This window comes from Thiobacillus denitrificans, assembly GCF_001530125.1.
GTDB lineage: Bacteria > Pseudomonadota > Gammaproteobacteria > Burkholderiales > Thiobacillaceae > Thiobacillus > Thiobacillus denitrificans_C.
Genome location: NZ_LDUG01000019.1, coordinates 46,314 through 60,841, shown reverse-complemented (window position 1 = coordinate 60,841; position 14,528 = coordinate 46,314). Strand labels below are relative to the sequence as shown.

Genomic DNA, 14,528 nt, shown 5'->3' with positions numbered 1-14,528 from the left:
GGCACAGAGGCACAGAGACACAGAGAACTGCATTTGTTTTTCTCCGTGCCTCTGTGTCTCGGTGGTAAAAAAATCTGAATGAACGACGAACTCTCCCCCGAAGACGAACTGCGCCTCAACGTCCTGTTCAACACCGAACTCAAGGCCGTCCGCATCGACGAATCGAACATGACGCTGTGGGCGCTGACGCCGCAGGGCGAGGCCAGCGTGCCGCTGAAACCCAACGAGCGCGCCGACCGCTACCTGAAGCGCGTACGCGAGCAACTGTCAGGCCATGCCCTCGGCTCGCCCGGTGGTTATCCTGTCCATCTGACGCGCTGGACCCGGCAGTCGCAGGCCGGGTTGTCGATCCTGCATCTGGCGCAATTGCTGTTGATCGCCGAAGAAGAAGCGGTGGTGGCGGTGGTGCATTCGCCCGCGCTCACAGACGAACTGGCACGCTACGCCTGGTGGTGCATGCCGACCCTCGAAAATGCGCGGCTGATGCTGATGCGCGACGTAGTGTGCCGCGGCAGCATGGGGCGCACGCTCGCCGAATTCCTGGTCGACCACCTGGCATTCCTGCACGAGGACGACGTCGGCATTCTCGATACCGTCGCGGTGATGCTGGTTTCAGACGTGCTCACCGATGCCGAGCGGCTGGCGATCTGGAAACGCGGCAGCAGCCGCAATTCGTATTACGTCGCCTTCCTCGAACTGCAGCCGGGCATGCTGCCCAACCCGCGTCCCGCGCGCGCCGATCACGCCAGCGTGCCGGTTCTCGCCGACAACCCTTACAGCCTGATACTGGAAAAAGCGCTGTCAGCGCAGGGGCAGACCTTCCTCGCCACCACCGCGCTGATTCTCGAACGCCCGGAAATCCAGGAAGTGGTCAACCACACCCTGGATGCGCTGGCACAGTGGTGCGCGCCCTTGCGCCAGGCCGACGAGGCCGCACGCAGCGCAGCCCGCGAGGCCCTGCTCGACGCGGCACCGCAGTTTGAATCGGATTGCGCAGCGCTCGACGCACTGGCGGCGGTGGACGCCGACAGCGTGCGGCCGATCTTCCTCAAGACCACTGCGATCGGCTCGCTGATGCGGCGCAAGATCCAACCCATCGTCACGCCGCTGCTGGACGCCATCGCGGTACTGCGCCGTCAGCCCTAAATGAGACGAGCCCTTGCGTGCTCGCGCACGCAGGGGCTCGTCGGCCCGTTGAGGATTATTTGCCCAGCGCGGCGTCGATGCTGGCGAGAAACTTGTCGGCCTTCTCGAAGCCGATCACCTTGTAGTCCGACTGCACGCCCGCGCTGTTCCAGAAGATCAGTCCGGGCGGACCGAACAGGTTGAAGCGTTTCAACAGCGCCTTGTCGGCGTCGCTGTTGGCGGTGACGTCGGCCTTCAACAGCACCACATCCGCAAGCCGCGCCTGCACTCGGGCATCGTTGAAGGTGAAGCGCTCCATTTCCTTGCACGACACGCACCAGTCGGCATAGAAGTCGAGCATCACCCCGCGGCCATCGGCCTTGGCCGCGGCCAGGCGCGCGTCGAGTTCGGCGACATCCTTCACCTTTTCGAACGGCAAGCCTTTCTGTTCCGCCGCCATGGCTTCCCCGCCGGTGCCGCCCTTGAAAACGCTACCCTTATACACTTCAAGCGGCTGCAGCAGATCGCGACTGCCTGCCAGCATGCCGAGGATGAGCGACAGGCCGCCGATCAGCAGCACCACGCCGAGACCTTTCCACAGCCGCGACCAGCCGCTTGCATGGGCCGGCAGCGGGTCGAGCGCATGCAGGTAGATCGCCGAGCCAACTAGCAGCATCGCCCACAACAGCATGCCGATCCAAGCCGAAATCACCGGCGAAATCAGGTAGATGGCGATCGCCAGCATCATCACACCGAAGAAATACTTCACCGCATTCATCCAGCCGCCGGCGCGCGGCAGCAGGGCGCCAGCAGACAAGCCGATCAGCAGCAGCGGCACGCCCATGCCCAGCGCCAGCACGAACAGCGCGACGCCGCCGAGCACGGTGTTGCCGGTTTGCGCGATGAAGGCCAGCGCGGCAGCCAGCGGCGGCGCGACGCAGGGGCCCAAAATGACGGCCGACAGCGCGCCCATGGCGAACACACCGAAGAAATTGCCGCCCTTCATCTTGTTGGCGCGCTCGGAAAACTTGCTCTGCAGCGCGCTGGGCAATTGCAGTTCATAGAAGCCGAACATGGACAGCGCCAGGCCAACGAAAATCAGCGCCCCGACGCCGAGCGCCCAGGGATTCTGCAGGGCGTTTGAAATCAAGGTGCCTGACAACGCCGCCGCCACACCGGCCACCGCATAGGTGATCGCCATGCCCAGCACATAGGCGAGCGACAACAGGAAGCCGCTGGTCTTGGTCACTTTAGTGTTCTGGCCGGCGATGATGCCCGACAGGATCGGAATCATCGGGAACACGCAGGGTGTCAACGCCAGCAGCAAGCCGAGGCCAAAGAAAGTGGCGACCACCGGCCAGAAGCTGCCGCCCGTCAGCACGCGCTCGATGCGCGAGGTGTCGGATTCGATGACGGGCTCCGCCGGCACGGCCTGTGCGCTGGCGACGACAGACGCGGCGGCCGCGCCTGCGGTCAGCGTGAAGTCGTGCGTGATCGGCGGGTAGCACACACCAACCGCCTCGTTGCAACCTTGCCAGGTCGATTCCAGCACCAGCTGCTCGCCGGCGGCAAGCGCGCGCGATAGCGTCACGCTGGTGGCAAAATCCTGATGGTAGACCTCGGTGCGGCCGAAGGTCGGGTCCTCCTTGACGTCGCCCGCCGGCGTGTCGACGCGCGCCACCTTGACGTCGGCAGGCGATTTGACAGTGTAGGCAAGCTTGTCACGATACAGATAGGTGTCGGCGGTCAGCGTGTAATCGAACCTGACCGTCTGCGCATCCGGCATCGCCGCGGCGACCAGGAAAGCCTCGTCCGGCGGCAGCAGTTTCGGCATGTCCGTGGCGCCGAGCAGGCTGCGCAGACCATCCAGCGCGGAAGCAGATGAGGCGGCAGGTACGGCAGCGGGGGCGGCGGGTGCAGCCACGGCTGCGGTCACCAGCGCGGGCAGCTTGATCGACACGCTCGCTTCTTGCGGGGTATAGCACAGGCCGGCGTCGGCGCAGCCCTGCGATACGGTTTTCAGGGTCACCGACGTGGCGCCTGGCGTGCGCTGGATCGGTAGCGCGATGCGGACGTCCTTGGTATAGGTTTCGACCTTGCCGAAAAATTCGTCCTCCTTCACCTTGCCGGCAGGCAACTGCGGGGCGCCGAGCGTGGCCCCCTCGGCCGTGAACTGGAACTTGTCACGATACATGTAATAGCCGTCGGCAATCTGCCAGCGCGCTTCCAGCGTGTTGGCATCCAGCGCACGCGCCGAGAACTTGAACGCGACTTCGGGGTCAAGAAACTCTTCGGCGTGGGCCACTGGAAAAAGCGCCAGCGCGCCCCAAAGTACCGGCAATACGCTGAGCAGACGAATCCACTTATTCTTGATCATGCTTTTCAGTCTCCATGGCCAGCCAGTCGAGATAGGCAGGCAGGCCGTCTGTTATCGATATCGCAATCAGTTCAGGTACATCATAAGGGTGTTGCGTGCGGATGACCTCTTCAACCAGCGGGTACGCCGCGCGGGTCGTCTTGATCAACAGCGGAATTTCCGTTGCCACTTCCACCGCGCCCTGCCATCGGTAGATGGAGGGGCACGCCGGCAAAACGTTCACGCATGCCGCCGCCCGGCATTCGATCAACGCGCGCGCCAGTTTCTCGGCGCTCGCGACATCGGGTAAATTCGTCAAGACTAACAAAGGTTCCATGTCATGCGCTTTGGTTGGATTGTGCTATTGCTGTTGTCATTTCCGGTTCTGGAAACCATCGGTATTTTCTGGGTTGCCAGCGCCATCGGCGGCTGGGTGCTGCTGTGGCTGCTGCTCGCGGCGGTTGCCGGATTCATGCTGATCCGTGTCGAACGCGTTGCCTGGGGAGCGCGCCTGCTGTTTTCGATGCAGTCGGGCGCCAATCCCCTGGCCGCGATGTTCGCCAGTGGCCGCATTCTGCTCGCCGGCGGCCTGCTTGTCTTCCCCGGTTTCATCAGCGATGTCCTCGCGCTGGGGCTGCTGCTGACCCCCGGCACCTGGAGTCGACGCAAGCCGGACCCATTGCGTCCGGCGAATGACGATGCCGCCGCTTATCCAAGGGAAGGGGGCGAAAACGTCACGCCCAAAACGATAGACGGCGAATTCAAGCGTGAGCCCGACGACCGGCTGCGTTAATTCAAAGGCTATGTCACTGTTGGTTGTTGAAGTCATGTCTTGCCCCCCTGATGAAGCCCCTGTCCTTTGGCATCCCGCAGGCGCCGCCGTAGGAGCGGCTTCAGCCTCGATGCGCCGCAAGACGCAAAGGCGACAAGGCTTCGCCGCCAGGGGGGTGCTGTTGTAGGAGCCCCCGCAAGGAGGAGGCCGTGGTTGTAAAAGCCGACGCGTCGGCAACAACCACGCACGCCCGCCCCCGGGCCGATGCCGTGGAGGTTGCGACGGTGCGCAAATCGGGGCGAGGGCGCCCCGCCCACAGCGCTGGCCAACACCAACAAAAACGATGAAAGAGCCTAAGGAGACGCTGATTAATCCGTCTTTGCGAGGAGCGAAGCGACGCGGCAATCCAGAAATGCCCGCTTAATCAATGCGCTGGATTGCCGCGCTTCGCTCGCAATGACGGCTATATCGAATTAATCAGTGTTTCCCTAATTAAAACAGCTTCATCTGGCCGCGCGCCTGCTTGATTTCGCACAGCAGATCATCGGATGTCGGGTAGCGATATTTCAACCGCAATTCGCGCGCAGTGCGCGCGTTCGACAGTTGGCGCGACTCGCGCAGAAACGACAGCAAGGCTTCGGACAGCACCTTCTCCGCCTCGGCGCGATTGACGCGCGGCGGGCGCGGCAGGTCGAACGCGTCGGCGCAGCTATCGAACCAGTCACCCATTTTCAGCGGATGCGCATCGACCGCGTGGTAGATGCGCTGCGGACGTCCGCGGAACAGCGCCGCCCACGCCAGCCGCGCCAGATCGTCGGCGTGGATGTGGTTGGTGTAGCTGTCGTCCTGCGCAACCAGCGCCGGGGTACCGCGCTTGATGCGTTCCAGCGGCAGGCGGTCGGCGGCATAAATGCCCGGCGCGCGCAAAATACTCACCTGCACCCGCTGTGTTTCGCCCCAGGCGCGCAGCTGGCGCTCGGCGTCGACCCGCCGCACCGCGCGGCCATTCACTGGCGCCACCGGGCGCGTTTCGGCGACCCAGTTGCCGCCGCAGTCGCCGTACACGCCGCTGGTGCTGATGTAGACCAATGCGCCCGGGCGGCCGCGTCGCATCAGCGCATGCAGCAGATGTGCGGTACGCGGGTCGGTTTGGCCTTCATTGGGGGGCGGCGCGAAATGAAACACGCCGTCGACGCGCGGCAGCCGCTTCAGCGTGGCCGGCGCGTCGAGATCGCCGACGCAGGGCGTCACGCCGAGCCCGCGCAGCTCGGCGGCGCGCTCAGGGCGGCGAATCATGCCGATAAAATGAGCCTGCCCGGCGTAGCGTCGCACCAGCCGCTCGGCGACGTCGCCAAATCCGACAATCAAGATTTTTTTCATTACTGCCTACCTGTAACCCTACCCATGAAGGGGTGAAAACCCTCCATGCCCGGGCGATAATCCATTGGTTTATCACCGCATTTTAAGCCCACATCATGCCGCATCAGGTCACCATCCAGCCCAGTGGGCACCAGTTCGTCGTCGAGGATAACGAAACCATACTTGAGGCCGCATTGCGCGAAGGCTTTTCGCTGCCCTATGGCTGCCGCAACGGCGCCTGCGGCAGCTGCAAGGGCAAGATCCTGTCCGGCCAGATCGACTACGGCACGCACTCACCCAACGCGCTGAAAGACAAGGAAAAGGCGCAGGGCCGCGCGCTGTTCTGCCGCGCCAAGCCCCTGTCCGACCTCACGATCGAAGCCAAGGAGATCGGCGCCGCCAAGGACATCGTCGTGAAGACCCTGCCATGCCGGGTGGAAAAACTGGAAAAGCGTGCCGACGACGTGATGGTGATGAAGATCAAGTTGCCCGCCAACGAGCGCCTGCAATTCCTCGCCGGGCAATACATCGATTTTCAGCTGAAGGGCGGCAAGTCGCGCAGCTATTCGCTCGCCAACCCGCCGCATGACGACGCGCTGCTGGAACTGCACATCCGCCACGTACCGGGCGGCCTGTTCTCCGACCAGGTGTTTTCCACCCTGAAGGAACGCGACATCCTGCGCCTGAAAGGCCCATTCGGCAGCTTCTTCATCCGCGATGATTCCGACAAGCCGATGATTTTCATCGCTGGCGGCACCGGCTTTGCGCCGATCAAGGCCATGCTGAAACACGCCTTTGCCGAACACACGGATCGCGAACTGGTGCTTTACTGGGGGGTGCGTACGCTGAAGGATTTATACATGGACGAACTGCCGCAGCAATGGCTGGCCGAGCATCCGAACTTCTGCTTCATCCCGGTGCTGTCGAATCCGCAACCGGGCGATGCGTGGCAGGGCCGCACCGGCTTCGTGCATGAGGCGGTGCTGGTTGATTTTGCCGACCTGTCGGGCTACCAGGTCTATGCCAGTGGCGCGCCGATCATGGTCGACAGCGCGCGCGACTGTTTTGTGCAAACGCGCAATCTGCCCGAAGACGAATTCTTCGCCGATTCCTTCGTCTACGCGGCAGACGCCGAGACCGCGCCCGCCGCCTGACCCCAGCAGGGCGAGCTTACAGTTCGCCCTTGGCCCCCGCCTGCATAATCTCGAGCAGCGAATTGCGCACCGCGTTAATGCGGTCTTTCAGCACCTGCGGCACGCGCATTTCCTGCGCGATTGCATCGACGTTGACATCCATCATCACCAGCCAGCCCTGGCCGCTGGCGTCCTCGATCAGGGCGATGCGGCACGGCATGAACACGGCGAAATCCAGATTCACGTCGATCAGTTCCTTGGCCGTGACGGCGTCGCAAAACTGGAAGATGGTGATGGTGCGCTGTGGCTGACCGGTGACGGCTTCCACCTGTTTCGACAGCGGCAGCTCGGCCACCAGCTGCAGGTTCAAGGCATTGGCACGCAGGCGCATCGATTCGGCCGCGTCCGCCATGCTGACGCCGCGATCGACGGCCACCTTGTAAACGTCGGCCTGCGTCGACTGGGTGGCCTTGGGTTCCGCGGCCCGGCTGACGGGTGCGGACAGCAGCAACGTGCTCAGTACGACTCCGAATACGGCAAGAAAACGAGTGCGCATGTCAGCTCTCCTTCTGAATATTAGAAAACACTAATAATACACGCTGCACCGTGGCAAGCACCTGCACAAACGTTTTAGTCGGCAGCGGGCGCAAAACCCTACTGCGCCCGGCACAGCGCCAGCGCCTTTTGATAATGCTTGCAGGCTTCGCCGGGCTGGTCGCTCTGCGTCTTGAGCTCGGCCATGCGGATGTGGCCTTCCGCGCTCGGCGCGATGGCGAGGCTGGCTTCAAGATAGCTCTGCGCCTTGCCCCACAGTTGCTGCACGCTGCACAGCTGCGCCAGCGTCAGCAGCAACTGCGCGTCGCGCGGATGCGCGTGCAGCCATTTCTCGGCCTGTTCGATCTGCCGTGTCGGGCTGCTGCCGCGCGCCTCGCCATACAAGGCCACCAGGTCTTCGTGCCACTCGCGGTTGAGCGCGGACTCCAGCACGTCGAGCGCGGTGTCGTGGCCGCCGCGCTGCATGAAAGCACGTGCGGCTGCGCGCGCCACCCAAGGATCGACCTTGAAATCGGCCGGGATCTTCTTCCAGTATTCTAGCAGGCCGCGGTCGTCCTCGGCGCGACGCTTGAGGTTTTCAGCATAGGCCATACGTCGGTTCTGCATGGCAATGCCAGGTTCCAGCGCGTTGCCGCGCATCAGCACGTCAAGCAGACGGTCGACCTCGTCCCACTGCCCCGTCATCTGGCACGCCTTGAGTTCGAACCGCAGCAGAGTCGCGTGCTGCGGCGCAATCTCCTTGGCCCGATTGATTGCCACCCGCGCGGCCGCCGCATCCTTGGCGTCGAGGCAAGTCTCGGCCTCGAACAGCCGCGCGGCCAGCTTGGCGCCGTGTTCGGTGGCCGCCTGAAGGTGACGTTCGCGCTGCGGCACGGCACGCAACGCCTGCGCCGCTCGCGCCGCCAGCACGCGTGCCAGACCCAGGCGAAGTTCATCGCCCTGCCACTGCCCGAGCGATTGCTCGGCGTCCTGGTAACGGTATTCGGCATACGCCTTGAGGCCGCCGACAAAATTTTCATCCCGCTTTTTGGCGGCACGGCGCTCGCGCTGTGCGCGCACGATGCTGGGCAAATTGAGGGTGAGCAAGGCCAGCCGCAACAGCACGACCCCGCCCACCACCAGACCGACCAGCATCAACACAAAGCTGATGAAGGAAATCTCCATCCGCCACGGTGGATACACCAGCACCACATAACCGGGGTCGTAGCGCCCCGCCATCGCCAGCGCGACGGCCAGCACCGCAACGATGAGAAACGAGATCAGCCAGCGCATCAGTTGCTCCCCTTATAGGCCTCAAGCGCGGCAAGGCTGGCATCGATCCCGGGCAGTTTCTGGGCGATCTGCAGGCCGGACAGGCGCTCGATCTCCTTCAGCGCAGCGGCGACGCCGGCGTCACGTGTATTGAAGTAGCGGTTCAGCAACGTCGACACCGCGTGCAAATCGGCCTCGAACGCCGTCTGGTCCTGCGACAGCAACGCCAGCCGCGCCGACAGCAGGCGCAGGCGCAGATTCTCGCGCAGGAAATAGGCCTGCTCGGGCGGCAGCAACACGGCCTCGTTGCCATCGATGCGGCGGATCTGCGCCAGGCGCTTCAGCTCGGCCCACAGCTCCTGGCCGATATCGGTAGCCCGGCCGCCGGTGCGTGGCGCCGGCGCGGCCTCGGACACCTGCGCGCTGGCCAGCGGCCAGCTGGCATGGCGCGCCACCAGCGCCTCGATGCGCGCGCTCGCCCCGACTTCGTCGATCGAGGGAACGGCGCGCAAGTTGGCCAGGTCGGCCGCAATCGCGCGACGCAACGTGGTGAACTGCGGCTTATTCAGGCGCTGCAGGCGGGTATCGGCGCCTTCCAGCGCGATGATCGCCGCCTTGACGTTGCCTGCCAGCTGCAACTGCTGGGCGGCGGCGAGCAGCACCTGCTCGATCTCGGCCAGCGTCCACTGGTCGCGCCCCTGCGCCAGATCCTTGTACAGGCTTTCAAGCGCGAGCTGCTGTTGCTGCGACGTCGCCATCTGGCTTTCGATGTGGGCGACCTTTTCGCTGACCTGCCGCATGGCGTCGTCGGCGTTGCGTGCCAGCAGGCGGGTTTCGCTGACGGCCGTTCCGGACTCGGCAAGCCGCCGCCCCAGCTCGGTCTTCAGGTCGCGGATGCGTTCGCGGCTGTCGGACCACGACCAGGCTGCGGCCGCCAGCGCCAGCGTGGCGATCAACAGGGCGACCAGCGCCACCGCCGAAATATGGGGCCGCGCACCCGCCTGAGCAGGCGCGGCGACAGGCTGCGGGACGGGCGGTGGAGCGGATGTTTCGGGGGCGTCATTCATGGGGTGTTCCTGAACCAGTTAACCAGACCGTCTACCAGACCGTCATCGCCACCCGGGGTGGCAATGACCTGTGCAATACCAAAGCGGCGGGCCGCCTCGGCAATTTTCTCATGCGGGGCGAAAAGCGGGGTAGCTGCCAGCAGCGGCCTGCCCGCCTCGCCCAGCAGCGCCGCCAGATTGTGCAGCGTCTCGGCGCTGGTGACGGTCACCGCGGCTATTCTGCCCGCCTGCCAGCGCGCCAGCAACGGCGCGGCATCCGCCTGTGGCCGCACGCGCCGGTAGCACTCCATGAACGCCACTTGCGCGCCGCGCGCGGCGAGGGTGTCGGCCAGCAGCGCGCGGCCGCCGACGCCGCGCACGATCACCACCCGCTTACCCGCCACGTCCTGCAGTTGCGGCAGCGCCAGCAGCGCTTCGCTGTCCTGGCCGTCCGGCGTGATGATGCCGCCGACACCCTGCGCCTGCAGCGCGCGCGCGGTGCCGGGTCCGACGGCGAAAACCCGGATGGCGTCGGGCAGCGTGCCGCTCGCGCGGATTGCGGCCATGCCGAATTGCGCCGCATTGGGGCTGATGAAAATCGCAATGTCGGCCGCTGCCAGCCGCGCCAGCGGCTCGCTCAATTGATCCAGCGGCAGCGCCTCGACATCGAGCGCGGGAAACTCGAATGCGGTGCCGCCCGCCGCGCGGATCGCCTGCACCAGTGCCGCCGCCTGCCGGGCCGGCCGCGTCACCAGCACCGTGCGGCCGGCCAGCGGTTGGGTCATGCGGGTGGCAGGGCGTCGAGAATGGCGCGCGCACCCTGCGCCAGCAGCTTGTCGGCCAGCTGCTGGCCGACCGCTTCGGGATCGGCTACGTCGCCTGTCGCAGCGTCATGGATGAAGCTGCTGCCGTCCGGATTCGCCACGAAACCGTTCAGCACCAGCCGGCCGTCCTGCAGCACCGCGTGCGCGCCCAGCGGCACCTGGCAACTGCCACCGAGCACGCGGCTGACCTGGCGTTCGGCGCGCACGCAGGCGGCGGTCTCGGGGTGGTTGAGCGCGGCGAGCATGGCCGCCACTTCGAAATTTCCGCTGCGGATTTCGATGCCGAGCGCGCCCTGGCCGGCGGCGGGAATGCTGTCTTCCACACTCAATAAACTTTTGATGCGGTCGCCCAGGCCGAGCCGCTTGAGGCCGGCGGCAGCCAGCAGAATCGCGTCGAACTGGCCCTCGTCGAGCTTTTTCAGGCGGGTGCCGACGTTGCCGCGCAGCGGCTTCACCGTCAAGTGCGGGTAGCGCGCGCGCAGCTGCGCTTCGCGGCGCAGGCTGGAGGTGCCGACCACGCCACCTGGCGGCAGGTCGGATAGGCGCGCGTACTGGTTCGACACGAAGGCGTCGCGCGGATCCTCGCGCTCGCCGATCACCGCCAGGTCGAACCCGGGCGGCAGCTCCATCGGCACGTCCTTCATCGAATGCACCGCCAGGTCGGCCTGCCCCGCTTCCAGTGCGACTTCGAGCTCCTTGACGAACAGGCCCTTGCCGCCAATCTTGGACAGCGTGACGTCGAGGATCTGGTCGCCGCGCGTAGTCATGCCCAGAATGTTCACCGTACAGCCGGGATGCAGTACGGAGAGGCGGTCGCGAATATGCTCCGCCTGCCACATGGCAAGGGCACTTTCACGAGAAGCGATGGTCAATGTAAGCATGGCGGTAAAAATGGACTGTTTGATTTGGCAAAGGATGACGCGACACTCGTGACCATGACGTATCCGCATCCACCTGAAGGAACGACAAACATGATGCGAATGATCGCAATCTGGACCTTGATTTTAGCATGGGGGCTGGCGCTAACCGGCCCTGCCCGAGCGATGGACAGCCTGGTCCAGGCGAAGAATTTCCACGCCGACGCGCGCACTGCCGCCCAGCGCCAGGTGCCCATCCTGGTGCTGTTCACCAGCCCCACCTGCCCGTATTGCGAGCGCGCCAAGCGCGAATACCTGGTGCCCATGCACATGGACCCGGGCTACCACAGCCGCGTCATCATCCGCGAAGTCAATATCAATTCCACCGCCAGCCTGACCGGATTCGACGGCAAACCCACCACCGAAGGCGCGTTCGCCCGCGCCAACAAGGTATCCATCGTGCCCACCGTCATGGTGTTCGATCCCCGCGGCACGGCGACCAGCGAAGCCATCGTCGGCCTGCTGATCGCGGACTACTATTTCGGTTACCTGGAAGCGGCCATCGACGAAGGCATGCGCATGGTGCGCGGCAAAAAGATCAGCCTGAAAACAGGCCCCTAATTCTGCTGCGCACGAAACCGCACGGGGCGCTAGAATTCCTGCCATGCAGGGAGCGCCCTTATGAAAACCCTATTGGCCGACGACCACCCGCTGATGCGCGAGGGGGTACGACAGGTCTTGTCGCAGCTGACACCGCCGGTCGAGATCATCGACGCCCACGATTATCCCAGCCTGTTTGCACAGGCCGCCCTGCATGCCGACCTCGATCTGGCGCTGGTGGATCTGAACATGCCGGGTTTCGCCGGCATGCAGGGGATCACGCAGTTCCGCAGCCGCTTTCCCGAGATTCCGCTGGTGGTTTTATCCGCGTCAGAATCGGCGCATGACATGCGCAGCGCGCTGGAAGCCGGCGCGCTCGGCTTCATTCCCAAGGCCGCCTCCACCGCGGTGATGCTGGCCGCATTGCGGCAGGTACTGGCCGGCGACCTCTACGTGCCGGCCAGCCTGGGCGACAGCTATTGCAGCCCACACACAGGCGCCGCCGCTTGCGCTGCTCTGCAGCACTGCGGGTTGACGGCGCGCCAGCTTGAAGTCGCGCGCCTGCTGGCACAAGGCTGCGCCAACAAGGCCATCGCCGGCATGCTCGCAATGTCGGAAAGTACGGTAAAAGTTCACATTGCAGCGATCTTTCGCGCCTTTGGCGTCACCAACCGCACCGAAGCCGTGCTCGAGATCCAGCGGCTGATGCAGAAACCGTAAGCGTCCCGTGAATTACATACGCGCCCTGTTCAACCGGCTGTCACGTTCCAGCATCCGCAGCCGCATGCTGGTGATTGCCCTGCTCCCCGCCATGCTGACCGAATTCGGGATGGTGGCCTATTTCACCTCGCAAACGCTCGACGCCGCCGAAGACGCCATGCATGCGCGTGCCGCCCACGCCGCCCGCCATCTGGGCGACATCTTGCCGTACGCACTGGTGAGCGGCGACACCGCGCAGATGGATGCGCTGCTCAAAACCGAGACCGACACCAACCAGCTGTCCTATGCCCGCGTCACCGATGCCGGCGGGCAGCTGGTCGCCAGCACCGGCGACACCCTGCACGCAGCTGTCTTGGCTGACCATTACCGGCAACGCATCGAGATTCGCTTGCCCGCCGCCGACGCTCGCAACGACCGCCTCTTCGCCACCCGCGGCGCGCCCGTCGACGGCCTCCTCGGGCGCGCGGAAGTCGGCGTATCGCGCGACCAGATCAGCATCTTCAAGCGCGAGACGCTGATCCACGCCGCCCTGCTGATGCTGGCGGCGCTGCTGCTGACCGGCGTGCTGGCCTGGCGCCTGTCCACCCGCCTAGCCGGACAGCTGCGGCATGTCGGGCAGGTGGTGGGGCGACTTGCGTGCCACGACATCACGGCGCGCGCGCAGTTGCCGCCGACGGGCGAAGTCGGCGCGCTGGCGGCCGGGGTAAACACCATGGCCGAGGCCCTGCAGGCGCACCGCGGCGAACTGGAACAGCGCATCCGCGAGGCCACCGCCCACCTTGCCGCAAAAAAGGACATGGCCGAGCGCGCCCATCACGCCAGATCGCGCTTCTTTGCTGCCGCTAGCCACGACCTGCGGCAGCCGCTGCACGCGTTGTCGCTGTTTGTCGCCGCGCTGAAGGCGCGCAACCAGCAGACCGAAGCGCAAACCCTGATCGAAAACATCGAAGCCTCCACCGCGGCGTTGGAACTGCTGTTCAACGCGCTGCTGGATATTTCGCGACTGGATGCAGGCACCATCGAAGTCCATCCGGTGCACTTCCCGCTGCAGAAGATGCTGTGCGATCTCGAACAGCAGTTCGGTGCGGTGGCGGCAGAACGGCGTCTGCGGCTGCGCTTTCGCCCCTGCGACATCACGCTGTACAGCGACCCGCTGCTGATCGAGCGCATCCTGGTCAACCTGATCGCCAACGCCATCCGCTATACCGACGACGGCGGCGTGCTGGTGGCCTGCCGCCGCCGCGGCCGCATGGTGCGCCTCAGCGTGATCGACACCGGGCGCGGCATCCCGCCGGACCAGCAGGAAAACGTGTTCCACGAATTCGTGCAGCTGCACAATCCGGCGCGCGACCGCAGCAAGGGACTGGGGCTCGGGCTTGCCATCGTCTCGCGCCTTGCGCGGCTGCTGGGGCACCGGGTGGATTTGCGCTCGCGCCTGGACCACGGCTCGATGTTCAGCATCGATGTGCCGTGCGGCGACGCCCGGCTGGTCGAGCCAACCATCACCGCCGGCGCACCCGGCCCAATCCCGGCCGACGCGCTGGTGCTGCTGGTCGACGACGAGCGCGCGATTCTGCGCGGCATGGCCGAACTGTTCGACAACTGGGGGGTCGACCTGGTCACCGCGCGCAGCACCGACGAAGCCGAACAATGGCTCGACAGCCTCGCCCGCGTGCCCGACGTCATCGTGTCGGATTACCGCCTGCCCGACGACACCGACGGCATCGAAGTCATCACCCGCCTGCGGCAAAAGTACGGCCACGACATCCCCGCCATCGTGGTCACCGGCGACACCGCGCCCGACACCATCCTGCGCATCAGCCAGGCCGGCTTCCCGCTGCTGCACAAGCCGCTGCGCCCCGCCAAACTGCGCGCCCTGCTGACCCATTTGATCCAGCAGGCGCGCGCCGCGGCTGTGGGATAATCCGCG

The 14,528-nt window shown here is 65.1% G+C and carries 14 protein-coding genes; 6 read left to right on the top strand and 8 right to left on the bottom strand.

Annotated features, from left to right (window positions below):
* The first annotated feature begins 78 nt into the window (after positions 1-78).
* A complete protein-coding gene (locus ABW22_RS07040; RefSeq protein WP_059753918.1) occupies positions 79-1,146 on the top strand; it encodes a hypothetical protein in 1,068 nt (355 codons plus the stop codon).
* Positions 1,147-1,201: 55 nt separating this feature from the next.
* Here ABW22_RS07040 and dsbD read toward each other — a convergent pair whose 3' ends face one another.
* Both dsbD and cutA read right to left on the bottom strand, forming a co-directional pair.
* Positions 1,202-3,502, bottom strand: a complete 2,301-nt coding sequence (gene dsbD, locus ABW22_RS07035) for a protein-disulfide reductase DsbD (RefSeq protein WP_059753915.1) — start codon at positions 3,500-3,502, stop codon at positions 1,202-1,204.
* On the bottom strand, positions 3,489-3,818 hold the full coding sequence (gene cutA, locus ABW22_RS07030; RefSeq protein WP_059753912.1) for a divalent-cation tolerance protein CutA: 330 nt from the start codon (positions 3,816-3,818) through the stop codon (positions 3,489-3,491). Before cutA ends, dsbD begins: the two co-directional genes overlap by 14 nt.
* Before the next feature lie 21 nt (positions 3,819-3,839).
* Here cutA and ABW22_RS07025 point away from each other — a divergent pair, with 21 nt between their 5' ends.
* A complete protein-coding gene (locus ABW22_RS07025) occupies positions 3,840-4,274 on the top strand; it encodes an FxsA family protein (protein WP_237763268.1) in 435 nt (144 codons plus the stop codon).
* Between the two features lie 471 nt (positions 4,275-4,745).
* Here ABW22_RS07025 and ABW22_RS07020 read toward each other — a convergent pair whose 3' ends face one another.
* Complete coding sequence (locus tag ABW22_RS07020; RefSeq protein ID WP_059753906.1) at positions 4,746-5,633, bottom strand: SDR family oxidoreductase; 888 nt, start codon at positions 5,631-5,633, stop codon at positions 4,746-4,748.
* 95 nt (positions 5,634-5,728) lie between these two features.
* Between ABW22_RS07020 and ABW22_RS07015 the strand changes: the two genes are divergently transcribed.
* Positions 5,729-6,766 carry a CDP-6-deoxy-delta-3,4-glucoseen reductase gene (locus ABW22_RS07015; protein ID WP_059753903.1) on the top strand — a complete coding sequence of 346 codons (1,038 nt, stop codon included), beginning with the start codon at positions 5,729-5,731 and terminating at the stop codon, positions 6,764-6,766.
* Positions 6,767-6,782: 16 nt separating this feature from the next.
* On the opposite strand, the gene ABW22_RS07010 is transcribed toward ABW22_RS07015, so the two are convergent.
* From ABW22_RS07010 to hemC, 5 genes are all read right to left on the bottom strand, one after another.
* Positions 6,783-7,301 (bottom strand): DUF302 domain-containing protein, encoded by a 519-nt coding sequence (locus ABW22_RS07010; protein ID WP_059753900.1) that lies wholly within the window; start codon positions 7,299-7,301, stop codon positions 6,783-6,785.
* A 98-nt stretch (positions 7,302-7,399) separates the two neighbouring features.
* Positions 7,400-8,572 carry a heme biosynthesis HemY N-terminal domain-containing protein gene (locus tag ABW22_RS07005; protein ID WP_059753897.1) on the bottom strand — a complete coding sequence of 391 codons (1,173 nt, stop codon included), beginning with the start codon at positions 8,570-8,572 and terminating at the stop codon, positions 7,400-7,402.
* Positions 8,572-9,618 carry a uroporphyrinogen-III C-methyltransferase gene (locus ABW22_RS07000; protein ID WP_059753895.1) on the bottom strand — a complete coding sequence of 349 codons (1,047 nt, stop codon included), beginning with the start codon at positions 9,616-9,618 and terminating at the stop codon, positions 8,572-8,574. The genes ABW22_RS07005 and ABW22_RS07000 overlap by 1 nt, the downstream gene beginning before the upstream one ends.
* Positions 9,615-10,382: a uroporphyrinogen-III synthase gene (locus ABW22_RS06995; RefSeq protein ID WP_059753892.1), complete on the bottom strand. Its 768-nt coding sequence runs from the start codon at positions 10,380-10,382 to the stop codon at positions 9,615-9,617. The genes ABW22_RS07000 and ABW22_RS06995 overlap by 4 nt, the downstream gene beginning before the upstream one ends.
* Positions 10,379-11,302, bottom strand: a complete 924-nt coding sequence (gene hemC / locus ABW22_RS06990) for a hydroxymethylbilane synthase (protein WP_059753889.1) — start codon at positions 11,300-11,302, stop codon at positions 10,379-10,381. The genes ABW22_RS06995 and hemC overlap by 4 nt, the downstream gene beginning before the upstream one ends.
* Before the next feature lie 90 nt (positions 11,303-11,392).
* Here hemC and ABW22_RS06985 point away from each other — a divergent pair, with 90 nt between their 5' ends.
* From ABW22_RS06985 to ABW22_RS06975, 3 genes are read left to right on the top strand one after another with little or no spacing between them, the layout of a single operon-like run.
* Positions 11,393-11,899: a SoxW family protein gene (locus tag ABW22_RS06985; protein ID WP_059753887.1), complete on the top strand. Its 507-nt coding sequence runs from the start codon at positions 11,393-11,395 to the stop codon at positions 11,897-11,899.
* Positions 11,900-11,959: 60 nt separating this feature from the next.
* Positions 11,960-12,598, top strand: a complete 639-nt coding sequence (locus ABW22_RS06980) for a response regulator (protein ID WP_059753884.1) — start codon at positions 11,960-11,962, stop codon at positions 12,596-12,598.
* Positions 12,599-12,605: 7 nt separating this feature from the next.
* Positions 12,606-14,522, top strand: a complete 1,917-nt coding sequence (locus ABW22_RS06975) for an ATP-binding protein (RefSeq protein WP_237763261.1) — start codon at positions 12,606-12,608, stop codon at positions 14,520-14,522.
* Positions 14,523-14,528: the final 6 nt, after the last annotated feature.